The 23,303-nt window shown below is 70.2% G+C and carries 17 protein-coding genes; 11 read left to right on the top strand and 6 right to left on the bottom strand.

The window, feature by feature from the left end:
- Positions 1–12 precede the first annotated feature (12 nt).
- Positions 13–1,347 (bottom strand): hypothetical protein, encoded by a 1,335-nt coding sequence (locus ACS5PM_RS28650; protein ID WP_439391347.1) that lies wholly within the window; start codon positions 1,345–1,347, stop codon positions 13–15.
- A gap of 229 nt (positions 1,348–1,576) precedes the next feature.
- Between ACS5PM_RS28650 and ACS5PM_RS28645 the strand changes: the two genes are divergently transcribed.
- From ACS5PM_RS28645 to ACS5PM_RS28610, 8 genes are all read left to right on the top strand, one after another.
- Positions 1,577–2,599 (top strand): AAA family ATPase, encoded by a 1,023-nt coding sequence (locus ACS5PM_RS28645; protein WP_439391345.1) that lies wholly within the window; start codon positions 1,577–1,579, stop codon positions 2,597–2,599.
- Between the two features lie 4 nt (positions 2,600–2,603).
- Entirely contained in the window at positions 2,604–3,461 is an 858-nt protein-coding gene (locus ACS5PM_RS28640) for a DUF58 domain-containing protein (RefSeq protein WP_439391344.1), read from the top strand.
- Between the two features lie 7 nt (positions 3,462–3,468).
- Positions 3,469–4,404: a hypothetical protein gene (locus ACS5PM_RS28635; protein WP_439391342.1), complete on the top strand. Its 936-nt coding sequence runs from the start codon at positions 3,469–3,471 to the stop codon at positions 4,402–4,404.
- The gene (locus ACS5PM_RS28630; RefSeq protein ID WP_439391340.1) at positions 4,404–5,453 is read left to right on the top strand and encodes a vWA domain-containing protein; all 1,050 of its coding nucleotides are present in this window, start codon (positions 4,404–4,406) and stop codon (positions 5,451–5,453) included. The genes ACS5PM_RS28635 and ACS5PM_RS28630 overlap by 1 nt, the downstream gene beginning before the upstream one ends.
- On the top strand, positions 5,450–5,974 hold the full coding sequence (locus tag ACS5PM_RS28625) for an MxaK protein (RefSeq protein ID WP_439391338.1): 525 nt from the start codon (positions 5,450–5,452) through the stop codon (positions 5,972–5,974). Before ACS5PM_RS28630 ends, ACS5PM_RS28625 begins: the two co-directional genes overlap by 4 nt.
- Complete coding sequence (locus ACS5PM_RS28620; RefSeq protein ID WP_439391337.1) at positions 5,971–7,065, top strand: vWA domain-containing protein; 1,095 nt, start codon at positions 5,971–5,973, stop codon at positions 7,063–7,065. Before ACS5PM_RS28625 ends, ACS5PM_RS28620 begins: the two co-directional genes overlap by 4 nt.
- Positions 7,062–8,420, top strand: coding sequence for a pyridoxal phosphate-dependent decarboxylase family protein (locus tag ACS5PM_RS28615; RefSeq protein WP_439391335.1), 1,359 nt, complete (start codon positions 7,062–7,064; stop codon positions 8,418–8,420). Before ACS5PM_RS28620 ends, ACS5PM_RS28615 begins: the two co-directional genes overlap by 4 nt.
- Before the next feature lie 143 nt (positions 8,421–8,563).
- Entirely contained in the window at positions 8,564–10,546 is a 1,983-nt protein-coding gene (locus ACS5PM_RS28610; protein WP_439391333.1) for a ShET2/EspL2 family type III secretion system effector toxin, read from the top strand.
- A gap of 27 nt (positions 10,547–10,573) precedes the next feature.
- On the opposite strand, the gene ACS5PM_RS28605 is transcribed toward ACS5PM_RS28610, so the two are convergent.
- Complete coding sequence (locus ACS5PM_RS28605) at positions 10,574–11,551, bottom strand: flavin-nucleotide-binding protein (RefSeq protein WP_439391332.1); 978 nt, start codon at positions 11,549–11,551, stop codon at positions 10,574–10,576.
- A gap of 11 nt (positions 11,552–11,562) precedes the next feature.
- On the bottom strand, positions 11,563–12,186 hold the full coding sequence (locus tag ACS5PM_RS28600; RefSeq protein WP_439391331.1) for a glutathione S-transferase family protein: 624 nt from the start codon (positions 12,184–12,186) through the stop codon (positions 11,563–11,565).
- Between the two features lie 97 nt (positions 12,187–12,283).
- Here ACS5PM_RS28600 and ACS5PM_RS28595 point away from each other — a divergent pair, with 97 nt between their 5' ends.
- The 3 genes from ACS5PM_RS28595 (at position 12,284) to ACS5PM_RS28585 (ending at position 15,504) form a co-directional block, all read left to right on the top strand.
- On the top strand, positions 12,284–13,201 hold the full coding sequence (locus tag ACS5PM_RS28595; protein WP_439391330.1) for a LysR family transcriptional regulator: 918 nt from the start codon (positions 12,284–12,286) through the stop codon (positions 13,199–13,201).
- 223 nt (positions 13,202–13,424) lie between these two features.
- The gene (locus ACS5PM_RS28590) at positions 13,425–15,170 is read left to right on the top strand and encodes a PQQ-dependent methanol/ethanol family dehydrogenase (RefSeq protein ID WP_439391329.1); all 1,746 of its coding nucleotides are present in this window, start codon (positions 13,425–13,427) and stop codon (positions 15,168–15,170) included.
- A 19-nt stretch (positions 15,171–15,189) separates the two neighbouring features.
- The gene (locus ACS5PM_RS28585; protein ID WP_439391328.1) at positions 15,190–15,504 is read left to right on the top strand and encodes a high-potential iron-sulfur protein; all 315 of its coding nucleotides are present in this window, start codon (positions 15,190–15,192) and stop codon (positions 15,502–15,504) included.
- 86 nt (positions 15,505–15,590) lie between these two features.
- Here the strand turns inward: ACS5PM_RS28585 and ACS5PM_RS28580 are convergent, their stop codons facing one another.
- The 3 genes from ACS5PM_RS28580 to ACS5PM_RS28570 are packed head-to-tail and all read right to left on the bottom strand — an operon-like array spanning position 15,591 to position 23,141.
- Entirely contained in the window at positions 15,591–16,931 is a 1,341-nt protein-coding gene (locus ACS5PM_RS28580; protein WP_439391327.1) for an HlyD family type I secretion periplasmic adaptor subunit, read from the bottom strand.
- Positions 16,931–18,679 carry a type I secretion system permease/ATPase gene (locus ACS5PM_RS28575; RefSeq protein ID WP_439391326.1) on the bottom strand — a complete coding sequence of 583 codons (1,749 nt, stop codon included), beginning with the start codon at positions 18,677–18,679 and terminating at the stop codon, positions 16,931–16,933. The genes ACS5PM_RS28580 and ACS5PM_RS28575 overlap by 1 nt, the downstream gene beginning before the upstream one ends.
- Positions 18,680–18,704: 25 nt before the next feature.
- A complete protein-coding gene (locus ACS5PM_RS28570) occupies positions 18,705–23,141 on the bottom strand; it encodes a beta strand repeat-containing protein (protein ID WP_439391325.1) in 4,437 nt (1,478 codons plus the stop codon).
- Positions 23,142–23,303: the final 162 nt, after the last annotated feature.

The raw sequence follows: 23,303 nt of genomic DNA, 5'->3' as shown, positions 1-23,303 counted from the left end.
GATCGCCCCAGGTCACGCTGGTTCGGGCCCCTGGGGGCTCCGCACCGGTCGCGTCACCAGCCGCGGTTGGACGGGCAGGCCCAGGGTGAAGGGTGGCCCGAAGGACGGCAGGAACCCTGGAAAGTGCTGTCGCACCTGCACCTGCGCGAGCCGGCCGATGGCGGCCATGACCTCCGGTGCCTGATCGGCCGCCGATCGGACCCGGCCCCGGCCGGGCGCGGTGGTCTCCAGCGGCTGCGGCGCCTCCAGGAACTCGCGAGCCACCCCGGCCACGAGGATCTCCTGGCGAACCTCCGCGGGCAGGACCGCTGCGGAAGTGGCCTCGCCGCCCGTGACGGGGCGACCCTTGAGTGCCACGGCCAGCGCCTCCTGCGCGGACACTGGCTTCGAGAGCGCCCGCTGCACGAAGGCTTCGCTGACGCCCGGCTGGGCGCGCAGGAGTCCCCATGTGCTGTTCTGCGACGGGAGGTTGCGCGGATCGTGCTCGAGTGCGATGTGGCGCGCGTCGCTCTTGGCCTGCCCGAGGAGCTCGGGCCGCGGCCCGTCGACCTTGATGAAGGTGAAGGCGCTGAGCCACTTCCACTGCACCCGCGTGCTGTCCGGCGCGAAGACGGCCGGGCCGTCCTTCCACGCGTCGAGCACGATCGTTTTCTCGTCCGGCTTCCAGAGCGACGAAAGCTTGCGTGCCCCGGCCATCACGGATTCGGCCCAGCCGTGATCGGCCACGACGTTGCCCAGCATGACCACGGTCTCGCCGGATCCGGCGCTCAGGCGGCCGGCATGCGCGAAGGTCGTCACGACGGCATGTTCGCCGCAGTTTCCGGCACCGGCCCAGAGGGCCCGAGCCGCCGTGGACGCTGTCAGGGTGGCGAACTCCAGCGTGCGGGCAGCCTCCACCCGCGTGGTGGCCTGGCCGAATCCCTGCCTGTGGTCCTCCCGGACATTGCCGCGGCCGTAGGGCAGCAGCGCCCGGGCCTCGCGCAGCGACTCATCCGAGCGCCTGAGCCGGTCGAGGTCCTCGGGTTCCACCTTGCGTCCGTCCAGCGCCCTGGCCGCCACGTAAGCGGCCAGGGGGATCTCCTGCGCGGCGATCCGATCGGGTTGCCGCAAGGGAATGGTCGCCGCCTGCCCGCGCGTGGTGAGCCGGCTTTCGACCGGCAACGGCGCGCGGCGCGAGAGCGTGGTGCTTTCCAGGGCCTGCAAGCCGCGGGGCGGCAGCTCCTGGAACGTGGAGGGAGGAGGGTTGGATCCCCCCGGCTGCGGAGTGGCCGGGCGGTGGGTGTCTCCCGAGGGAGAAGGTCGGTGCGCGGCATGCGGCGGCGCTGAAGGCGTGAGAGGTCGCGTCATGATCGGTCCGGGCCCAGGGTAGGGCGGCCTGGGCACGCCACCTTCACGCGGCCCGAACCAAGCTACGCCGGCGCGAACCGGCGGCCCCGGTTTGCGATCGTTGCGGCCGGGCGCAGCTGTGAACGACGGCTCGGCTCTTGCTTGCCGGGGCACGGAGCGCTCCGGCGCAAGGGCTGTGCCGTGTCCGGCGCACACTGTCACCAACGACAACACCGACAAAGGGTGCCGCATGAACGGAGACGACGCGCTGCTGGCCGACTGGCGGCAGCGCGCGCTGGCGCTGGAATCCGAGGTGGCCAAGGCCATGATCGGCCAGGCGAGGGTCATCCGGCTGGTCAACATCGCCGTCTTCGCGCGCGGCCACGTGCTGCTGCAAGGCGACGTGGGCGTCGGCAAGACCACGCTGCTGCGCGCCTTCGCGCAAGTGCTGGGCGGCGCCTTCGCCCGCACCGAGGGCACCATCGACCTGATGCCCAACGACCTCGTCTACTACACCCACATCGGTCGCGACGGGCGCCCTGCGGTCGACCCCGGCCCGCTGATCCGGCACGGCGAAGAGCTGGCGATCTTCTTCTTCAACGAGATCAACCGCGCCCGTCCGCAAGTGCATTCGCTGCTGCTGCGGGCCATGGCCGAGCGCAGCATCTCGGCCTTCAACCGGGAGGTCCGCCTGCCGCACCTGCAGGTCTTTGCCGACCGCAACCGGGTGGAGCGTGAAGAGACCTTCGAGATCTCGTCGGCGGCGCGCGACCGTTTCATGATGGAGATCACCATCGACGCCCCTTCGACGGCCGAGGACCGCCGCGCGCTGATGTTCGACCCGCGCTTCCACGACACCGATCGCCTCGTCGGCGACCTGCCACCGGCCATGGTCGACCACCAGGCCCTGAACGAGATCGGCGCGCTGGTGCAGCGCAGCATCAGCGCTTCGCAGGCGCTTTCCGACTATGCGCTGGCCTTGTGGCAGGCGACCGCCGCGCCGGCCGACTATGGCGTGCGCCTGTCGGACCTGGATGTCTCCAAGCTCATGCTGGCCGGCGCCAGCCCGCGCGGCATGAGCATGGTGCTGCGCGCGGCGCGGGTCTGTGCCTGGCTGCAGGATCGCGAGTACGTGACGCCCGAGGACGTGCAGGCCGTGTTCTTCGAGAGCGTGGCGCATCGCCTTTGCTACCAGCCGGTCTACGAGATGCGGCGCCACGAGATCGCCGGCCCGCTGGTGGCGGGCATCCTGCACGGCGTGGCAGCGCCCTGACGCCATGGCCTCGGATGCGGCGCCGCCCAGGGAGATCCACTACCGGGTCGGCACCATGGTGCGCGGCCAGTTTCCCGGCCGGCACCGCAGCACGCGCGGCGCGAGTGGCTTCGAGTTCCGCGGACACGCCTCCTTGCTCGACGTGCCGGACCCGCGCCGCCTGGACCTGCACGCCAGCCTGCGCGACCCGCTGGAGAACTGGCTGGTACGGGTGCAGAGCGAACGCCGTTCAATCCCGGTCACGATGGTGGCCGACCTGTCCGCCTCCATGGGCTTCGAAGGGGCCCGCCCCAAGCTGCAGGTGCTGGCGGATTTTGCCGAGAGCCTGTCGTGGTCGGCCTGGCGCAATGCCGACAGCTTCGGCTTCATAGGCTGCGACACGCAGGTGATCGAGGGCTTCCTCCAGCCGCAGACCCGCGCGCGAGGCGCCGTGGCGCACATAGCCGACAGCCTGCGCAGCCTCAGGCCGCAGGGCCGATCGGCCGGCGGGCTGCTGCAGGCGCACCGGCACCTGAGCCGCCAGCGCTCGCTGGTCTTCCTGCTGTCCGATTTCCACCTGCCGCCGGCGCTGGTGGAGCAGGTGCTCGACAGCCTGGCCTCGCACGACGTGGTGCCGGTGGTGCTGTGGGACCGGCAGGAGTTCGCCCTCCAGGCGCGCAGCGGCCTGGCCCGCGTGGTGGATCCGGAGTCCGGCCACCGCCGGCTCGTCTGGTGGCGGCCGGCGCTTCGCCAGCGCTGGCTGGTCCAGCAGCAGGCCCGCCGCGATGCCCTGCTGAAGCAGTTCCAGGCTCGGCGGCTGGCACCGCTGTTCCTGGAGGACGGGTTCGATGCCGACGCCGTCACCCGCTACTTCTTCTCGTGAGCGCCGGATGAATGCTCGCGCGGTCCCGGCGCTCCTGGCGGCATCGCTGGCCATGGGCGGGTGGGCGCAGGTTCGCGCGGCCGACGTCCCTGGCGTTCACGTGCAGGAGCCGCGCGCGTTCGGCTACTCGATCGGCGACGTCGTGCTGCGTGTCGTCACTGTCGACATACCGGCGGGCCTCGACCTCGACGAGGCCTCGCTGCCGGACAGCGCGCTGCGTGGGCGGGCGATCGAATTGCGCCGCCTGGCCCATGAAAGCAGCTGGCGGCCGGGAGGGCGGCGGCACGAGCTGAAGCTGGAGTACCAGGTGCTGGTGTCTCCGCCGGACGTTCGCACGCTGGAGCTGCCGCCCATCACGCTGCATCTCGTGCCCTCGTCGACAGGCCGCAACGCGCCGCGCGAGCAGGATCTGCGCGTCGACGCCTGGCCGGTGACCGTGTCCCCGCTGACGCCCCCCGAGGCCCGCACGAGGGAAGGCTTGGGCGAGTTCCGGCCCGACCGGTTGCCGCCCCTGCTCGACACCACCGCAGCGCGCAAGCGGCTGCTCGCCTATGCCGCCGTGGCGGCGGTCCTGCTCGGCTACCTCGGCTTCGTGTACCTCTGGCTGCCGTGGTGGGCCCCGTACCACCGGCCCTTCGGTGTCGTGTGGCGCTCCCTGCGCCAGGGGAATACGGCGTCCGCCGAACAGCGGCGAGAGGCATTTCGCCGTCTGCACGGCGCCTTGAACCAGACCGCCGGACGCGTGGTCTTCGAATCCGACATCGCCGCCTTCGTGGCCGAGCATCCGCAGTTCGCCGGCCTGCGCGAAGAGCTGGCGGGCTTTTTCCGGCGCTCGCGTGAGCAGTTCTTCGCCGCAGCGGTGCCCGCTGGCGATTCGGCAGACCACGACTGGCTGCTGCGCTTCTGCCGCGCCTGCCGCGACGCCGAGCGGGGCACATCGTGATGAGCCTCACCCATCCCTGGGCCCTGTGGCTGCTGCCTCTCGCGCTGCTGGCCCTGCTGCCGGGTGTCGCGCACGAGCTGCGCAATTCCGCCGCCGAGCAGATGCCGCGCGACCGGGCTTCGGCCGCGCTGAATGCCGCGTTGCGCCTGGTGGCGCTGCTGGCGCTGGCCGCCATCGTCATCGGCATCGGCGGGCCCTATCGGCCCGAGTACCCGGTGGAAAAGGTCGGCAAGGGGGCCGAGATCGTGCTGATCCTCGACCGCAGCCGCAGCATGGACCAGGGCTTTGCCGGCTCGGCCACGGCGGCCGGCGGAGCCGCCGTGCGCGGCACCGGCCCCGAGGCGCTGGACTACTACTCGAGGCTGGCCAACGCGCGCAACCGCGACTCCAAGGGACAGGCCGCGCGCCAGCTGCTGGCGGAGTTCGCCGCCCGGCGCCCGGACGACCGCTTCGGCATGGTCGTGTTCAGCACCGTGCCGATGAGGGTGCTCGACTTCACCCAGCAGCAGGAGGCGATCCAGGCCGCCATCGCGGCGGCCAGCGTCGGGCGCGGCTTGTCAGAGACCAACATCGGGCTCGCCCTGGCCTCGGGCTTGTCGTACTTCGAGGGCCGGCCGTACACCGGCTCGCGCATCCTGCTGCTGGTCTCCGACGGGGGCGACCAGCTCGACCCGGATGTGCGCGAGCACCTGCGCTACCTCGTGCGCAAGCACCGCGTCGGCATCTACTGGATCTACCTGCGATCACTCAACAGCCCCGGCCTGCGGGTGGAGAAGAACGAGACCCCGGCCAACCTCGACGTCGTGCCCGAGTACGTGCTCCATCGCTATTTCGAATCGCTGGGCGCGCCGTACCACGCCTACGAGGCCGAGAACCCGACGGCGCTGCAGAAGGCCATCGACGACCTGGACCGGCTGGAGAACCTGCCCATCGTCTACCGCGAGATCGTCCCGCGGCGCGACCTGGCGCCGGTGGCCTACGGCCTGGCGCTGGCCTGCGTGCTGCTGCTGACTGCGGCCAACCTGCTGGAGATCAAGCGATGGGCGTGAGGCGCGCCGTCTGGGCCGCGTTGGCCGCGCTCGCTGTGGTGGCAACGGCCGATGGTGCCTGGACGTGGCGCCTGCAGCGCCTGAACGCGCAGATCAAGGCCGGCCAGGCTACGCCCCCGCCGGCCGGCGCCGAACCGGAGCTGCAGTTCGCCTACGCCTACGCCCAGGCGGCCAGCGGCGAGTTCGACCCGGCCCTGAAGCGCTACCAGGCGCTCGAGGCCGAGACGGCGTTGGGCCAGGCCGCGCGCTTCAACAGCGCCAACCTGCTGGTCCGGCAGGCGCTGCGCGCGCTGGAAGGGCAGCCCTCGGGCCAGGCGATCGCGCTGATCGAGCTGGCGAAGGAGAACTACCGCGAGGTGCTCAGGCGCGACCCCGGGGACTGGGACGCCCGCTACAACCTCGAGCGCGCGCAGCGCATGCTGCCGGATCCGGAGGAGGCCGATCCCGACGCGGCCGCGGAATCCAAGCGGGCCGAACGGGCCGCCACCACCATGCGCGGCTACAGCCCGGGCTTGCCATGAACGGGCCCCTTCGCCGAGGGGCGCAGGCGCTGTCCGCGCTGGGCAGGCGGGCCGTGGACTCGGCCCGGCGCGAGGCCGACCGCTGGCAGCTGGGCGCTGCGGCGCTGGCCCTGGCGGCCTGCTTCCTGAAGCCCGGTGTCGAGGTCGAGCAGTCGCTGTTCGAGCACGTCATCGTGCTCGACGTGACGCAGAGCATGAACGTGCAGGACGAGTTCGTCCAAGGCCGGCCGGCCTCGCGGCTGGCCTTTGCGAAGCACGCGTTGGGCCAGGCGCTGGACGATCTGCCCTGCGGCTCCAAGGTGGGCTGGGCCATCTTCACCGAGTACAGGGCCTTCCTGCTCATCGCGCCCATCGAGGTGTGCGGCGGTCTGGTGGAGCTGCAGTCGACCCTGGCCCGCATCGACGGCCAGATGGCCTGGAGCGGCAACAGCGAGGTGGCCAAGGGGCTGCACAGCGCCTGGGGGATCGCCCGTGCGCTGCCGCACCAGCCTTCGCTGGTCTTCGTGACCGACGGCCACGAGGCGCCGCCCTTGAATCCGAAGCACCGGCCTTCGTTCGACGACAAGCCGGGCGACGTGGCGGGGCTGATCGTGGGCGTAGGCGGGCTGGTGCCGATGCCCATCCCCAAGACCGATCCGTCGGGTCGCTCACTCGGGTTCTGGGGGTCGGACGAAGTGGCCCAGAGCGATGTCTACAGCGAAGGGCGCGGGGCCAGCGTGCGCTCCGAGAAGTTCGTCGACGACGACGCGCCCGCGCCCGCGCTGCCCGGCGCGACGCCCGGCAGCGAGCACCTGTCGTCGATGCGCGAGGCCTATCTGCGGCTGCTCGCCCGTGAACAGCGCCTGGGCTTCCACCGCCTGACTGGCGAGGAGGGCCTGGCCAAGGCCCTGACCGCGCCGTCGCTGGCCCGGCCGGTGAACGCGCGAGCCGACCTGCGGCCCCTGCTGGCGGGGCTGGCTTTGTGTCTGCTGCTGGCGCGGCACCTTCAGCTGCCCGCTCGCCGCCTTCGGCCGCTGCTGACGAAGCGGCTCGGCGCGCTGCGCTGGCGACAATCGCGCGAGCCAGAACTCAAGCTGCGGCGCGATACATGACCCACGCTCTCCTGGACGATGCCGCGCGGCGGGCGTCCTGCTATCTCGAAGGCCTGCCGGGCCGTCCTGTCGCGCCGACAGCCGAGGCCAGGCAGCGACTGCAAGGCCTGGACGAGACGCTGCCCGAAGGGCCGCAGCCGCCCGAGGCCGTGTTGCAACGGCTCGACGAGCTCGGGTCGCCGGCCACGATGGCGATGGCCGGCGGCCGCTTCTTCGGCTTCGTTGTCGGCGGTGCCTTGCCCGTGGCCGTGGCCGCAAACTGGCTGGCCACTGCCTGGGACCAGAACGCCGCTTCCCCCAGCGCTTCGCCCGGCGTGGCAGCCTTCGAGCAGGCCGCCTTGCGCTGGCTGCTGGACCTGTTCGGCCTGCCCGCGCACGCGGCGGGCGCCTTCGTGACGGGCGCCACCCAGGCCAATCTGTGCGGCCTCGCCGCGGCGAGGCACGCGGTGCTGGCCCGTGCCGGCTGGGATGTGGAGGCCGACGGGCTCTTCGGGGCGCCGCCCGTGACCGTGGTGGTGGGCGAGGAGGCGCATCCCACCTTGTTCAAGGCGCTCGGCGTGCTCGGTCTCGGCCGCCGGCGCGTGGTGCAGGTTCCGGTGGATGCGCAGGGCCGCATGCGGGCCGACCGGCTGCCCGCGCTGTCCGGCCCGACCATCCTGTGCCTGCAGGCGGGCAATGTGAACACCGGCGCGTTCGACCCCATCCCGGCGCTTTGCGCGCAGGCCCACGCCGCGGGCGCCTGGGTGCATGTGGACGGCGCGTTCGGCCTGTGGGCTCGCTCCTGCGCGGCGCTGCGAGCGCTGTCCGATGGCGTGGAGCAGGCGGACTCCTGGGCCACCGATGCCCACAAGTGGCTGAACGTGCCCTACGACAGCGGCCTCGCGTTCGTGCGCGATGCGGATGCGCTGCGCGCCGCGATGTCCGTCACCGCGGCCTACCTGCCGGCCACGGCGCAGGAGCGCGTGCCGTCCGACTTCACGCCCGAGCTGTCGCGCCGGGCGCGTGGCGTCGACATCTGGGCGGCGCTGAGCGCGCTGGGGCGCCAGGGCGTGGCGGACCTGGTCGAGCGCTGCTGCCGGCACGCCCGGCGCTTCGCCCAGGGCCTGTCCGAAGCCGGCCATGTGATTCGCAACGAGGTGGTGCTGAACCAGGTGCTGGTCAGCTTCGGCGATGCCGCCATGACCCGCCGCGTGATCGCCGCACTGCAGGCCGAGGGGACCTGCTGGTGCGGCGTGACGGAATGGCAGGGGCACACGGCGATGCGCATCAGCGTGTCGTCATGGGCCACCACCGACGGGGATGTGGAGCGCAGCCTGGCGGCGATGTTGCGCGTGGCTGCTGAGTGCGGCGCGTGAATTGATTCGACGCCAAACAGCGCTGAGTCCGATCGGGCGATGTTCGGGCGGTCGAAGTCGCTTTCGCAACCGCGTCGATGGCCAGGCTGGGTTGAAGCAGACTCGAGCGATACATCTCGTACTGGGTTCGTCCCTGCCAGCTCATGCTCTCGCCCTCCCGTATCGCCAGCCCGGGGCGGACGCCGTCGCCCGTCCGCACGCCCGACGAGAGCTCTCTTGGCGCTGGACGGCATGCCACGGCCGAGCTGCCCGCAAGCAGTCTCCCGGGCCCATCGCCGCGAGGCGGATCGGTCGCCGGTGCCACAGCGCCGCGATCGCCATCGCCGGCGCACAAGAAGGCCCCTGCCGATGGGGCGGACGCTGCTGCGGTCGCGATCGCGGGCCTCAAGCAGATCCCCTACTACTCGAGCAAGCCCGGGCGCGACCCGGAGGTGAGACTCAATCAGCAGGCGCACTTTGCGGGTGCCGATGGCGAACTCATCGAATGCCGGCACCTGGCGATGGCCTGGCTGCGACAGCATGAGGCGGGCCCGGCCAAGCCGGACTACCGGGCCTTCGAAAGCCTGGAGGCCATCGTGCGCAACGTGCCTCGCACCGAGCAGGCCACCTACGACAACCTGGCCGCGGCGCAGACGGACCTGTACATCGTCAAGCCCGACGAGTGGGGCCACTTCGCCGCCAAGTGCTTCCGCGAGATGGAGCAGGGCGCCGTGACGGTGATGCGGATGCTCGTCGAATCGACCATGCACACCATGGCGGCGGAGTTCAAGATCAAGCGCGAGCCCGGCCAGCCGGTCCAGTACGTGCAGAAGGTCTACGACCCGAATTCGACGCTGACGCACAAGAGGTCGAGCACCGGCGACCTCGGCGACGTGCAGGAAGGAGCGATCAAGGACTTCCTCAAGCACGAGGATCTTTCCGTCGCGTACTTCGGATCGACCGCGCTCCTGGTTCGTGCCATTCCCGAGGGCGGGCTGGCGAGCCTTCCCGCGGCGCCGCCGGGGGGGCCGGTGGGCCGCCGGCTGGCGAACGAGCTGCCGCCGCTCGACGAGACGGTGATGTACTTCCTGCTCGGCGACGGCTTCGGCGGTTCGCTGCGCGACTTGAAGCCCACCATCGTGCAGATGGCGCGCGACGATCCGGAAGGCGCGACCGAGTTGCTGGCCGCCTACAACATCGACGAAGACACGGGGCTGTATGCAGCCGTCGACAAGGGCATGGCCGATGCCACCTCCGCCTTCTGCGAGATCGTGCGCGACTGCGCGCTGGACGACGAGTCGAAGGTGGAGCTCCTGACCGGACAGGCCGGCGACGGTGTACCGGCCTTGCATGTCGGCATGCAGGAAGGGCGGGCGGAAGCGGTGGGTGCGCTCGTCGGCGGCATCGTCGACTCGGGCCTCGACTCGCGCTTGCGCGCGAAGCTGATCATCGCGGCTGATCCTGATGGCGTGCCGGCGGTGTCGATGGCGATGCAGATGGGCCAGCACCAGTCGGTCAGCGCACTGGTCGATGCCCTGGAACGATCCGATTTCGAGACGCCTTACGTCGCTGCGCTGTTGCAGGGGCCTCGGCCTGATGGAAGGCCGGCGCCTGCGCTGGCCATAGGAATGGGCAGCGGCCAGGGCGATGCCGTGCGCGCATTGGCGCAAGGCATTGCGAACTCCAGCAAGCTCACGGCGGTGCACAAGTACCACTTGCTGTCCGCCCGCGATCAGCTGGGCCGGCCGGCGCTGTCGGTGGCCGTGTTGTCGGAGCAGCCGAGGTCCATCGCGGAGTTCGTGGACGTTGTCGCTCGCTCCGACCTGCCACCGGGCGCCAAGCGTGATCTGCTGCTGGCGCGCGACCCCGGCGGCTTGCCTGCCCTGGCGGCCGCGGCGCTGCACGACCGCGGCGGGGCCGTGCAGGCGTATGCCGATGCCGTCCTTTCTTCGGCGCTGCCGGCCGCGCTCAAGGTCGAGCTGCTGCTGGCCGAGCATCAAGGGGTGACGGCCTGCAGCGGCGCTCTCGCCCGAGGGTCGGATGCGTTTGCGAACGCGCTGCGCGAGGCGGTGAGCCGTTCGTCGCTCTCGGCCGAGGAGCAGGCGAGGGTGCTGGACGGCGCACCGCGCCGTCGGCGAGTCGATTGAAGCGTGGCGCCGGGCTTCCTCGGCGCCTCAGAGTTGCCGGAACTGCGGCGCGAAGGCTGGCTCCCCTGTGCGCAGGGGAAGCTGCCGCGGCAGGTGCCAGCCTTCGTCGAGCTGGAAACGCAACAGGCGTTGCGCCCCATCGAACTCCGCGATCGCGGGGTCGTTCCACAGCACCTCGGCTTTGCCGGTCAGGCACCACAGGTCGCCGCGCCGCCAGTCGACGACGAGCAGCCCGGCCCGCGGATACGCCGCGACGTTGCCCAGGGTGTTGAAGAAGAAGTTGCCGGCGTAATCGGGAATCGTCAGGAGGCTGCGCCCGTCGGCTTGCGAGACCCGGACGAAGCCGGGCAAGCCGCCTCGGTGCGAGACGTCCACGCCGCCGTTCGCCGAGGGCGCCGCATCGCCGGAAGACGCGGTGGCGATGAAGAAGGTGTCCGCCTGGTGGACGACTGTGACGCCCTCCGCCGGCAGCAGCGGCCCGAAGCTTCGAGGAGCCCCCGCCGGCTCAGCCTCGGTCCAGGTGAAGTCGCGGGCCTGGATGTACTTGGGGCAGTTGCCGAAGCTCTGGACCACCTCGACCGCGAGTTCACCGGCCGCGACTGGCGACGCGACGACACCGTTCGCCCGGTTGCGACGGCGGGTCGACGGCTCGATGCCCAGCAAGCCGATCGGCCGGCCAGGCTCCAGTCGCAGGTCCAGCGTCGTCTCGCCGATTGGCCGGTGCCCGAGCACGAGCGAACGCGCATCCGGCGTGCGAACGAACCCTGGCCGGCCGGCGGCCATCGTCGCCCACGGCCGTCCGGCCGCATCGAGCGCGCCCACCAGCATGAACGGAAGCTTCTCGAACAGCTCGCGGTGCTGGTCAGGCATTTCGGCGCGGACGACACGGTGGCCGATTTCGGCCATGCGCTCGGCCACGCCGGCGCGGGCTTGCAGGGCCCGCTCACCGGCATGGAAGGCCGGCTCGGCATGCGCCCAGCCGGGCAGGGGTTGGCGGTCGGTCATGACGCGGGCCTTCACGCAGGCGCTGCCGGCGGTTCCGGCTGCCGGGCCATGCCGACGAAGCCGGGCAGGGCTTCGATGCGTGACAGCCAGGCCCGCACGGCGGGATAGGGCATCAGCGAAACGCCGCCCTCCGGCGCATGGGCGGTGTAGGTGTAGAGCGCGATGTCGGCGATGGTGGGCTCGGCCGCGGCGAGGCAGGGCTGGGCGGCCAGGTGCTGCTCCATCTGGGCGAACAGGCGCTCGGCCAGGGCTTGGCGCTGCGGGTCCTGCTCGCGCCTGAACACCACCGCCGCGCGGGCCGAGGCGGGCCCGTTGGCCAGTTGGCCGGCCGCCACGCTCAACCAGCGCTGGACGCGGGCGGCACCGAGAGCGTCGCGCGGATACCAGCGGCCGCTGGGGTCGTGGCGGGTGGCGAGGTAGACCAGGATGGCGTTGCTGTCGGCGATGGTCTCGTCGCCGTCTTCGAGCACCGGCACCTGGCCGAAGAGGTTGCGGGCGAGGAACTCGGGCCGCCGCTGCTCGCCGCCGAGGAGGTCGACGTCGACGAGTTCGACGGGCAACCCGAGCAGGGACAGCATCAGCTGGGCCCGGTGGGCGTGGCCGGACAGGGCGTAGCGGTACAGGCGCAGGGGCATGGTGTTCTCCGGGTGCTTGGGGGATGTCCGCACGATAGGCATTTCGCGTGGAGAGCAGAATCACCACGAGTCGCACTTCAGCATTACGCCCGCTGCAATGGCCGAGATCGATCACCTGCGCACCTTCGTCACCGTGGCGGAATCGGGCGGCTTTGCCGCGGCGGCGAGGCACCTCGGCATTTCGGCCCCCGCGGTCACCCGTGCGGTCGCCGCGCTGGAACTGCATCTCGGCGCCCGGCTCCTGCACAGAACGACGCGGCATGTGCGGCTGACCGACATCGGCGAACGCTTCGTGCAGGACGCGCGCCGCATCCTCGCCGAGCTGGACGAGGCCGAGGCTTCGGCACGCGGCGCGCACAGCGAGCCGCTCGGCGAGCTGGCCGTCACCGCGTCGGTGATCTTCGGCCGGCTGCACGTGGCGCCGCTGCTGTTCGACTTCCTGACACGCTACCCGAGGGTCACCACCAGAGCCTTGTTCGTCGACCGGGTGGTGAACCTGATGGAAGAGGGCTTCGACGTCGCGGTCCGCATCGCGCATCTGCCGGACTCTTCCTTCACGGCCGTGCCGGTCGGCTGGGTGCGTAGGGTGCTCGTGGCTTCGCCGGCCTATCTCCAAGCGAACGGCACGCCGGCCCATCCGGCCGAACTGAAGTCGCACCGGGCCATCCTCTTTGCGCAAGGAGGCGCCACCCCGAAGGTTTGGATCTTCTCGGCGCCGGGTGAGCCCGGCCTGCGCGAAGCCACGGCGCCGCGGGCGCCTCTGGTGGTCAATGCGGGCGACGTGGCGATCGAGGCGGCGATCGCCGGCCACGGGCTGGCTCGCGCGCTGTCGTACCAGGTCCGCGCGCACATCGCGGCGGGTCGCCTGGTGCGGGTGCTGCAGTCGTTCGAGGTACCGCCCATCCCCGTCCAGCTGGTCTACCCCGAGGGCCGGCGCGCGGCGGCCAAGGTGCGCGCCTTCGTCGACTTCGCCGCGCCGCGGCTGCGCGCCGAGCCGACCCTGAACGAAGCCTGACACCGCGCTTGTCACAGCGTGGAGCGAGCTTCGCGCCGCCTCGATTGCGCCAAGCTGCGACAGCGCGCGCTCCGGATACGCCCTCGCTACAGGGTTGCCACGTAGGCGGCGCCTGATTCCGGCCGTCCCGCCGCGTGGCATGGGCTTTGCGCTTGATCAGTCGCTTGCCGATCGCCGCGGCAACGCCGCCCGCGGCGCCCCCATTCAAACCGGAGACAAGGACATGCGTTTCCACGCCCTTCGCGCCCTTTCACTGGCCGCCATGGCCTGCGCCGCCGCTGGCACCCAGGCCTCGGTGACCGACCAGATGATCCAGACCGACAACCGCGCGGGCAAGAACGTGCTGTCGTGGGGCCTGTCGACAGACGGCGAGCGCTACTCGCCGCTCAAGCAGGTGAACACCGCCAACGCCTCCCGCCTGGTGCCGGCGTGGGCCTTCTCCTTCGGCGGCGAGAAGCAGCGCGGCCAGGAAAGCCAGCCCGTCATCTACAACGGCAAGATGTTCGTGACCGCGTCGTACTCGCGCCTGTTCGCGCTGGATGCGACCACCGGCAAGAAGCTGTGGAAGTACGAGCACCGCCTGCCCGAGGGCATCATGCCCTGCTGCGACGTGGTCAACCGCGGCGCCGCGCTGTACGACAACCTCGTCATCTTCAGCACGCTCGATGCGCAACTCGTCGCGCTCAACCAGGACACCGGCGACGTCGAGTGGAAAGAGAAGATCGACGACTACCAGGCCGGCTACTCCAGCACCGCCGCGCCCATCATCGCCAACGGGCTGATCCTGACCGGCGTGTCCGGCGGCGAGTTTGGCGTCGTGGGCCGCGTGGAGGCGCGTGATGCGAAGACCGGCAAGCTGGTCTGGGTCCGCCCGACCGTCGAAGGCCACATGGGCTACAAGTTCGACGCCGACGGCAAGAAGATCGAGAACGGCATCTCCGGCACCACCGGCCAGACCTGGCCGGGCGACCTGTGGAAGACCGGCGGCGCCGCCACCTGGCTGGGTGGCACCTATGACGCCAAGACCGGCCTGGCCTACTTCGGCACCGGCAACCCCGCGCCGTGGAACAGCCACCTGCGCAAGGGCGACAACCTGTTCTCGTGCTCGACGGTGGCGATCGACATCAAGACCGGCCAGATCAAGTGGCACTACCAGGGCACGCCGAACGACGGCTGGGATTTCGACGGCGTCAACGAGTTCGTCACCTTCGACGCGCCCGACGGCCGCCGCCTGGGCGGCAAGGCCGACCGCAACGGCTTCTTCTACGTGATCGACGCCAACAACGGCAAGCTGGAGAACGCCTTCCCCTTCGTCAAGAAGATCACCTGGGCCTCCGGCATCGACCTGAAGACGGGCAAGCCCAACTTCAACGCCGACAACCGCCCGGGCGACCCGACCTCCGGCGACGGCAAGAAGGGCAACTCGGTGTTCTCGGCCCCGTCCTTCCTCGGCGGCAAGAACCAGATGCCGATGGCCTACTCGCCCGACACCAAGCTGTTCTACGTGCCCGCCAACGAGTGGGGCATGGAGATCTGGAACGAGCCCATCGCCTACAAGAAGGGCGCCGCCTACCTGGGGGCGGGCTTCACCATCAAGACCATCAACGACGACTACATCGGCGCCTTGCGCGCGATGGATCCCAAGACCGGCAAGATCGTCTGGGAGGTGAAGAACGGCGCGCCGCTGTGGGGCGGGGTGCTGACCACCGGCGGCAACCTCGTCTTCTGGGGCACGCCCGAGGGCTACCTCAAGGCCGCCGACGCCAAGACCGGCAAGGTCGTCTGGGAGTACCAGACCGGCTCCGGCGTGGTCGCGCCGCCGGTGACCTGGGAGCAGAACGGCACGCAGTACGTGGCCGTGGTGTCCGGCTGGGGCGGCGCGGTGCCGCTGTGGGGTGGCGACGTGGCCAAGAAGGTCAACTACCTCGAGCAGGGCGGCATGGTCTGGGTCTTCAAGCTGGCCAAGTGAGCCGAAGGAGCAAGAAGCCATGAGCTGCCACCCCACCCGCCGCCGGGTCGTCATCCGGCTGGCCTGCAGCGGCGCGGCGCTGGCCGCGCTGCCCGCGGCCCACGCCCAGGCCGCGCACGTCGACGAGGACTCCGAGACCGCGGTGGCCCTGGGCTACCGCCACGACACGCAGAAGGTCGACGTCAAGAAGTTCCCGACCCACCAAGCCAGCCAGCACTGCGCCAACTGCGGGTTCTGGCAAGGCGCCGCCACGGATGCCTGGGGCGGCTGCTCGATGTTCGGGCGCAAGCAGGTGGCCAACGGGGGATGGTGCGCGGCCTGGCGCAAGCCGTGAGGGGCTGAGCGTGTGGTCGGCCGGCTGCGCGATACCGTCGCAGCTGGCCGACCGGCAACTTCTCGCCCGCGCGAGAAGGCCCGTGCTCAGCGTTCGCGACCGGCGCGCCTGAGCACCTGCGTCACTGGCTCGACCAGGTACTGCAAGGGCGTGCGTTCCTCGCCCTTGAGGTAGACCTCGGCCGGCATGCCGGCTTGCAGCTTCACGTCGCCTGCGCGTGCCATCGAGGCCGGGTCGACCTCGACCTGCACCACGTAGAACGCCTGGCTGGTTGCGTGGTCTATCGTGCGGTCGGCCGCGACGTAGAACACTTTGCCCTGCACCAGAGGCGTCGTGCGGGAATTGAATGCGGTGAAGCGGATCTCGGCCGGCTGGTCCTGCTGCACGCGGCTCACGTCTTCGGTGCGGACATGTGCTTCGACGACCAGCCGCGGATTGCTCGGCACGATGTCGGCAATGGGCTCTCTCGGCGAGACCACGCTGCCCGGCGTCGTGAACTTCAGGTTGATGACATCGCCCGCCACCGGCGCGACGATCACCTGACGGCTCGAGGCATCGACGGTCTTGCGCTGCTCCTGCTCGATCTCGGCGAGCTTGGCCGCGCTCACCTTCAGCTGGTCGCTCGCCTGCTGTCGGTAGTCACCCTCGAGGGACTTGATGCGCAGGTCGGCGTCGAGCAGGCGTTGCTCTGCGCGCGCCAGGTCCGAGCGTTTTTCTTCCAGCTTGACGCCGTAGTCGGCCACCGTGGCCTCCAGCTGCGAGATGCGCGTCGCCGAGATGAAGCCGTCGCCGAGGAGCCGGCGGTTCGTTTCCAGCTCGGCCGTCTGGTGCTTCAGCGACTCGGTGGCCTGGGCGATCTGCGCGCGCAGCGCCGTCGCCTCCTGCAACACCTTGACCTGCTGCGAACGCAGCAGCACGGATTGGCTGACCAGCGCATCGCGCCGCGCGCTGAAAAGCGCACGCTCCTTGGCCATCTGCTCGGCCAGCCGCGGGTCACTGCGCGCCGCCTCGATCAAGGCGCCCGGAAACTGCACCGCCGCCGCCGCCATCTGCTCGGCCTCCAGCCGCGCGAGGCTGGCGCGTTCGACCGCGACGCGATAGTTCAGGCGGTTCAGGTCCGCATCGACCGACACGTCGCCGAGCACCAGCAGCGTCTCGCCCTTCGCGACATGCTGGCCGTCCCGTACCCTCACTTCGCGCACCGTCCCGCCTTCGGCATGCTGGACCACGCGGCGGTCGAGGTCGACCTTGACGTGCGAGCTCGCGACGACGGCCGCCGAAAGCGGCGCGAAGGCCATCCAGGCGGCCGCCGGCACGACACCGAGCACCAGCACCGCGGCCGCGCGGCGGGCGAGCTGGCGCGCCTCGAGCAGGTGCAGGGCGAGCGGGGCCTGCGGCTCCACGGAACTCATCACGGCACTGCTCATCAGGCTCTCTCCTCGCGCACTTGCCGCGCCACGTCATGCTCTGCCGGGTTCGTCGCGCGCGGCATGGGGACCACCTGCGCGCCGCCGCCCGCCGCCGGGCCCTTGTGCTGCATCGCTCTAATGACCTCTGCCGCGGCGCCGTAGTGCTGCACCTTGCCGGCGTCGAGGACCAGCATCTTGTCGACGTGCTGGATCAAGGTGGTGCGGTGGGTGACCACGACCACCGTCGCCTGCCCGCGCAGGGCCTTCAGCGTCTCGGCCAGGGCCTGTTCGCCGGCACCATCGAGGTTGGAGTTGGGCTCGTCGAGGATCAGCAGCTTCGGCTCGTCATACAGCGCCCGCGCCAGGGCGATGCGCTGGCGCTGGCCGGGCGAGATGACCGGGCTGAGCGGATCGACCATCGTGTCGTAGCCCTCGGGCAGCGAGAGGATCAGCTCGTGCACGTGAGCGCGTTGCGCGGCCTGCACGACCTTGTCCGGATCCACTTCGCCCAGGCGTGCGATGTTCTCGGCGACGGTGCCGGGGAACAGCTCCACATCCTGCGGCACGTAGCCCAATGAGGGCCCCAGGTGTTGGCGCGGCCACTGCGCCAGGTCGGCCTGGTCGAGCCGAACCACCCCGGCGGTGGGCTTCCACACCCCCGTCAGCAGCCGCACCAGGGTCGACTTGCCGGCACCGCTGGCGCCGATGACGGCGAGCGACTCGCCCGCCTCGAGCTGCAGCGAGACGCCGGCGATCAGCATGCGTTCGCCCTGCGGCGAGCGGAACATCAGGTTCTGCGCCAGCAACTGCCCGGTCGGCGTGGGCAGCGCCATGCGCGGCGGCTGCGCGTCGGCGAAAGCGAGCAACTCGCTCAGGCGCCGGAACGCTGCACGGCCCTCGGCCAGGATGCGCCAACTGCCCACCACTTGCTCCACCGGCGCCAGCGCGCGGCCGAGCAGGGTGGTGGTCGCGATCATCACGCCGGAGCTCGCCTCGCCGCGGATCACCAGCCACGCGCCGAGCGCCATCATCAGGACCTGGACGGCCTGGCGCACGGTGCGCGCCAGCGCCGCCATCGCGACCGTCTTGGTGGCGGTCGGGTGCTGCAGCGCCACCACTTCGGCGTTGCGCTGCTGCCAGCGCGCAACCAGCGCGTCGGTCATGCCGAGTGTGTGCGCGACCTCGGCGTTCTGCAGCGAGGCCTCCAGGTATCGGGTGGCACCCGCGGCGGCCTTCTGCAGCGCCTCGATCTCGCGGCGGCTGACGAAGTCGTTGATCAGCGCCAAGGCGAGCATGGCCACAGCCGCGCCGCACGCGCCCATTCCAAGCACGGGATGGGCGAGCCAGATGACGGCCACGTAGACGACCACCCAGGGCGCGTCGAACAGCGCCAGCAAGCCCTGCGCCGAGAACAGCGCGCGCAGGGCGCCGACGTCGCGCAGGCTTTCCGGCGTGCCGCGGCCGCTGCGCCGGGCGCCCTGCGCGACGACGATCCTCGTCACCGCCGGCGACAGCGATTCGGCGACGATGTTGCCGGCGACCCCTTGCAGGCGCGCCCGCAGGTAGTCGAGCGCCAGCAGCAGGGCAAGCGCCACGCCGACACCGATCATCAACACCAGCAAGGTCTCGCCGCTCTGGCTCGCCAGCACGCGGTCGAAGACCTGCAGCATGAACAGCGCGGGGACGAGCAGGAGCAGGTTGACGAAGAAGGACAGGGCCGCCACGTGCAGCAGCGGGCGTCGCAACAGGCGCAGGAGGGCTTTCATGGGTTGATCGCGGAGGCCGGGCAGGTCACGGGCCCACCTTGAAGTCGCTGGCGTCGACGGTGCCGGTCAACCCGGGCAGGTCCAGCACCGCGAACTGCACCGCGTTGTTCAGGCTGCCGCCGTTGGCATCGAAGTAGAGCGCGCCGGTGTGGCTGTCGTAGACGATGTTGACGCCCGACCCGACGGTCTGCGACGACACCGGCGTCGACGTGCTGTCGATGGTGGCGAAGTCCGCCGCGGCCAGGGTGCCGCCGCTGCCGATGCCCGAGAAGAGGGCACTCGAGAGGAAGATCGAGTCCGCCGCGTTCGCGCTGAAGTCGGTGATGTGGTCGACGTTGGTGGTGCCGTTGAGCGCCGTGTTGAAGACGAACGTGTCGTCCTGCTGGCCACCGCTCAAGGTGTCGTTGCCCGCCCCCCCGACCAGCAGGTCGAGCCCGTTGTTCCCGACCATCACGTCGTTGCTGGCATTGCCGAACAGCAGGTCGTCTCCGCCGCCACCGCCGCCGTTCAGTCCATCGGCCGCCGAGGTGCCGGCGACGACGTCGTCACTGGTGCCTCCGGTGGCCGTCGTCGTGAGCGTGTAGGTGCCGGTACCCAAGGCATAGCCGTACACCGAGCCGCCACCCGTGAAGCTGATGCTCTCGACAGCGTTTCCGGTGCCGGCGTAGTGGCCGGACACCGTGATGTGGGTGCTGTTGGCGTCTATGACCAGGTCGTTGCCGACCCGTTCGAAGTTCAGCGAGGTGACGGGTGTGCCGGTGATCGCGACCGCGTCGGTGCCGCCCGCATCGACGATCGTGTTGTTGCCGGCGGCCAGGCCGAATGTGTACGTGTCGTTGCCGCCCGATTCGGCGACGTTCGTGACGCTCACCGCAATGGCTTGCGTATCGGTCAGCGTGCCGTCGCTGACCTGCACCGTCACGTCGTAGACGTTGTTGGCACCGGCGTCCGTCGGCGCCTCGAAGTCAGGCGCCGCGGCGAATGCCAGTGCACCGGTCGATGCGTTGATCGTGAAAAGGGCAGCGTCCGCGCCGCCCGCGATCGAGTAGGTGAAGGTCGGCAGGGGCAGGTCGGCATCGGTGGCGGTGACCGTGGTCACGGCGGTCGAATTCTCGGCGACGCTCACCGAGGTGGTGGCGCCGCCGCCGTTCGAGGTGATCACCGGCGCGAACTCATTCTGCGGCGTCACCGTCACGGCGATCGCCTGGGTGTCGGTCAGCGTACCGTCGCTGACCTGCACCGTCACGTCGTACACGTTGTTGGCACCGCTGTCGGTCGGCAACTCGGAGTCCGGTGCCGACACGAAGCTCAGCGCTCCGCTCGAAGCGTTGATGGCGAACCTGGCAGCGTCCGCCCCGCCGACGATCGAGTAGACCAAGGGGGCCGCAGGCTGGTCGGCGTCCGTGGCAGTGACCGTCGTGACCGCCGTCGAGTTCTCGGCCACGTTCACCGAGGCGGTCGCTGCACCGCCATTGGAGGTGATGACCGGAGAAGACTCGTTCACGCCGTTGATGGCGATGCTGAAGGCCTGGTCTGCCGTCGAACCATCGGCGCTGGTGGCGCGTACCGTGATGCCCGCGCTGCTGCCGAGCGCTTCACGGTCGATCGCCGCGGCCGTGGTCACGACGCCGGTGGTCGCATCGATGGCGAACAGGCCACCTGGGTTGCTGCTCAGCGAGTAGGTCACCCCGTTGTTCGTGGCGTCCGCGTCGGCGGCGGCGGCGGTGATCCCCACCAGCGTGCCGACCGCGACGTTCTCGTTGACTGCATTGGCTGCTGGGTTCGTGTCGGCCGGGGTGGTGACGTCGAACTCGTCGACGTCGTTGATGCCGATCGTGAATGCCTGGTCGGCGGTGGAGCCGTCGGCGCTGGTGGCCCGCACGGTGATGTTCAGGGCGGCCCCGGTGGCCTCGCGGTCGATGGCCCCGGCAACCGTGACGACGCCGGTGGTTGCATCGATGGCGAACCGGCCGCCGGCGTCGTCGGAGAGGCTGTAGGTCACGACGTTGGTCGTCGCATCGGCATCGCTGGCATGCGCGGTCACGCCGACCACGGTGCCGACGGCCGAGTTCTCGTCGATTGCGTCGGTTGCTGGGTTCGTGTCGGCCGGGGTGGTGACGTCGAACTCGTCGACGTCGTTGACGCCGATCGCGAACGCTTGGTCAGCGGTCGAGCCGTCGGCGCTGGTGGCCCGCACGGTGATGTTCAGGGTGGCTCCGGCGGCCTCGCGGTCGATGGCGCCGGCCACCGTGACCACACCGGTGGTCGCGTCGATGGCGAACCGGCCCCCGGCATCGTCGGAGAGGCTGTAGGTCACGACGTTGGTCGTCGCATCGGCGTCGCTGGCGTGCGCGGTCACGCCGACCACGGTGCCGACGGCCGAGTTCTCGTCGATTGCGTCGGTTGCTGGGTTCGTGTCGGCCGGGGTGGTGACGTCGAACTCGTCGACGTCGTTGATGCCGATCGTGAATGCCTGGTCGGCGGTCGAGCCGTCGGCGCTGGTTGCGCGCACGGTGATGTTCATGGCGGCTCCGGTGGCCTCGCGGTCGATGGCCCCGGCCACCGTGACGACGCCGGTGGTTGCATCGATGGCGAACCGGCCGCCGGCGTCGTCGGCGAGGCTGTAGGTCACGACGTTGGTCGTCGCATCGGCGTCGCTGGCATGCGCGGTCACGCCGACCACGGCGCCGACGGCCGAGTTCTCGTCGATTGCGTCGGTTGCTGGGTTCGTGTCGGCCGGGGTGGTGACGTCGAACTCGTCGACGTCGTTGATGCCGATCGTGAATGCCTGGTCGGCGGTGGAACCGTCGGCGCTGGTGGCCCGCACGGTGATGTTCAGGGCGGCTCCGGCGGCCTCGCGGTCGATGGCCCCGGCCACCGTGACGACGCCGGTGGTTGCATCGATGGCGAACCGGCCGCCGGCGTCGTCGGAGAGGCTGTAGGTCACGACGTTGGTCGTCGCATCGGCGTCGCTGGCGTGCGCGGTCACGCCGACCACGGTGCCGACGGCCGAGTTCTCGTCGATCGCGTCTGCTGCGGCGTTCGTGTCGGAGGGCGTCGTGACGGCGAACTCGTTCACATCGTTGACCGTCACCGCGATGGCCTGGTCGTCGAACGAGAGTCCATCAGAAACGCGAACCGTGACGTCGTACACGCTGTCGGAGTCGCCGTCGGTCGGGGCCTCGCTGTTCGGGGCCGCGATGAACGAGAGTGCGCCGGTCGACGCGTCGATAGTGAACCGGGCAGCGTCGGCGCCACCGACGATCGAGTAGGTCTGGGTCGCGCCGTCGTCTGCATCGCTCGCCGTCACGGCCGTCACGGCGGTCGAGTTTTCGTCGATGCTCAGGGTGGCGGTCGCGCCGCCTCCGCTCGAGGTGATCACCGGCGCATCGTTGGTACCGTTGACGGTCCACGAAACCGATGCAGCTGTCGTTGCCGTGCCGTCGGTCACGTCGTAGTTCACCGTCACCGTCGTGTGATCGCCGGCCGCGAGGTGCTGGAAGGCGGGATCCGACGGATCGAGCGTGAAGGAATGGGTCAGCGCATCGTAGGTGACCCCCTGTGGCAGCGAGGCGGGCAGGCCCGTCACGGTCAGCGTCGCACCGTCGTCTGCATCCGATGCATGGGCCAAGGCATTCAAGGTCGCGGTTGAGCCGTCTTCCAGGGCGGTGCCGATCACTGCGCCGCTGACCACAGGCGCATCGTTGGTGCCTGCGATGCTCCAGGAAACCGAGGCGGGCGTCGTCGAGGTGCCGTCGGTCACGCCGTAGTCCACCGTCACCGTCGTGTGAGCGCCGGCCGCAAGATGCTGGAAGGCCGGATTGGACGGATCGAGCGTGAACGAATGGGTCAGCGCATCGTAGGTCACGCCGGGGGGCAACGAGCCGGGCAGGTTCGTCACCGACAGCGTCGCGCCCGCATCGACATCCGATGCATGGGCCAAGGCGTTCAAGGTCACGCTCGACCCATCTTCCAAGGCCGTGCCGGTCACGGCGCCGGTGACCACGGGCGCGTCGTTCACGCCAGCGATCTGGACGGTGGCGGTCGCCCAGCTGAGGGTTCCGTTGCCCAGACGGATGGCGTAGGTGAACGTGTCCGTCAGGAATTGGCCGGCCGAAAGATGCTGGAGCTGATCCTGGAAGGCGGCGGACAGGGTGGCCGCGTCGTAGCCGACCTTTCCGTCGGCGGTGATCCAGATCTTGGCGCCTTGCGCGCTTCGGTCGGTGGTCAGCGCCTCTGTTCTCACGATGTCCTGGGTCAGGAGATCGGTGGGGCTGAGGGCACCGCTGCTGTTCGTGCCGTTGTCCAGGGAATAGAGCGTCTTTGCTGCGCCGCCGAGATCGTTGGCCATCACGGCGAGATAGCTGATGAAGAGCGAGTCCTCGGTCAGTCCGGTCGTCGCGGACGTGTAGAGGTCGTCCCCAGCCTGCGGCGTGTTGTTGAAAGACGTGCTGTTGCCCAAGATGGTCTCCTTGACGATGGCCTGCTGGCAGCCATTCGAGGCATTCCCGGCAATGGGTGGCGCCTCGAGACTGCGTGGCCCACTCTAGGCAGCAGCCCTGCCAAGGGCATCGGAGTCGTTGCGGTCGGGCGTAGTTGTTTGCTCCTATTCGGTGGACAGAAA

The sequence above is a fragment of the Ideonella flava genome (assembly GCF_051857595.1).
Taxonomy (GTDB): domain Bacteria; phylum Pseudomonadota; class Gammaproteobacteria; order Burkholderiales; family Burkholderiaceae_C; genus Ideonella.
The sequence above is the reverse complement of the archived record's forward strand: the minus strand, read 5'-3'. Positions and strand labels throughout refer to the sequence as shown.

What these genes read in the sequence shown, in the direction of transcription:
- ACS5PM_RS28650 (WP_439391347.1), bottom strand. Translation starts at nt 1,347, where the DNA reads ATGACGCGACCTCTCACGCCTTCAGCGCCGCCGCATGCCGCGCACCGA.
- ACS5PM_RS28645 (WP_439391345.1), top strand. Translation starts at nt 1,577, where the DNA reads ATGAACGGAGACGACGCGCTGCTGGCCGACTGGCGGCAGCGCGCGCTG.
- ACS5PM_RS28640 (WP_439391344.1), top strand. Translation starts at nt 2,604, where the DNA reads ATGGCCTCGGATGCGGCGCCGCCCAGGGAGATCCACTACCGGGTCGGC.
- ACS5PM_RS28635 (WP_439391342.1), top strand. Translation starts at nt 3,469, where the DNA reads ATGAATGCTCGCGCGGTCCCGGCGCTCCTGGCGGCATCGCTGGCCATG.
- ACS5PM_RS28630 (WP_439391340.1), top strand. Translation starts at nt 4,404, where the DNA reads ATGAGCCTCACCCATCCCTGGGCCCTGTGGCTGCTGCCTCTCGCGCTG.
- ACS5PM_RS28620 (WP_439391337.1), top strand. Translation starts at nt 5,971, where the DNA reads ATGAACGGGCCCCTTCGCCGAGGGGCGCAGGCGCTGTCCGCGCTGGGC.
- ACS5PM_RS28615 (WP_439391335.1), top strand. Translation starts at nt 7,062, where the DNA reads ATGACCCACGCTCTCCTGGACGATGCCGCGCGGCGGGCGTCCTGCTAT.
- ACS5PM_RS28610 (WP_439391333.1), top strand. Translation starts at nt 8,564, where the DNA reads ATGCTCTCGCCCTCCCGTATCGCCAGCCCGGGGCGGACGCCGTCGCCC.
- ACS5PM_RS28605 (WP_439391332.1), bottom strand. Translation starts at nt 11,551, where the DNA reads ATGACCGACCGCCAACCCCTGCCCGGCTGGGCGCATGCCGAGCCGGCC.
- ACS5PM_RS28600 (WP_439391331.1), bottom strand. Translation starts at nt 12,186, where the DNA reads ATGCCCCTGCGCCTGTACCGCTACGCCCTGTCCGGCCACGCCCACCGG.
- ACS5PM_RS28595 (WP_439391330.1), top strand. Translation starts at nt 12,284, where the DNA reads ATGGCCGAGATCGATCACCTGCGCACCTTCGTCACCGTGGCGGAATCG.
- ACS5PM_RS28590 (WP_439391329.1), top strand. Translation starts at nt 13,425, where the DNA reads ATGCGTTTCCACGCCCTTCGCGCCCTTTCACTGGCCGCCATGGCCTGC.
- ACS5PM_RS28585 (WP_439391328.1), top strand. Translation starts at nt 15,190, where the DNA reads ATGAGCTGCCACCCCACCCGCCGCCGGGTCGTCATCCGGCTGGCCTGC.
- ACS5PM_RS28580 (WP_439391327.1), bottom strand. Translation starts at nt 16,931, where the DNA reads ATGAGCAGTGCCGTGATGAGTTCCGTGGAGCCGCAGGCCCCGCTCGCC.
- ACS5PM_RS28575 (WP_439391326.1), bottom strand. Translation starts at nt 18,679, where the DNA reads ATGAAAGCCCTCCTGCGCCTGTTGCGACGCCCGCTGCTGCACGTGGCG.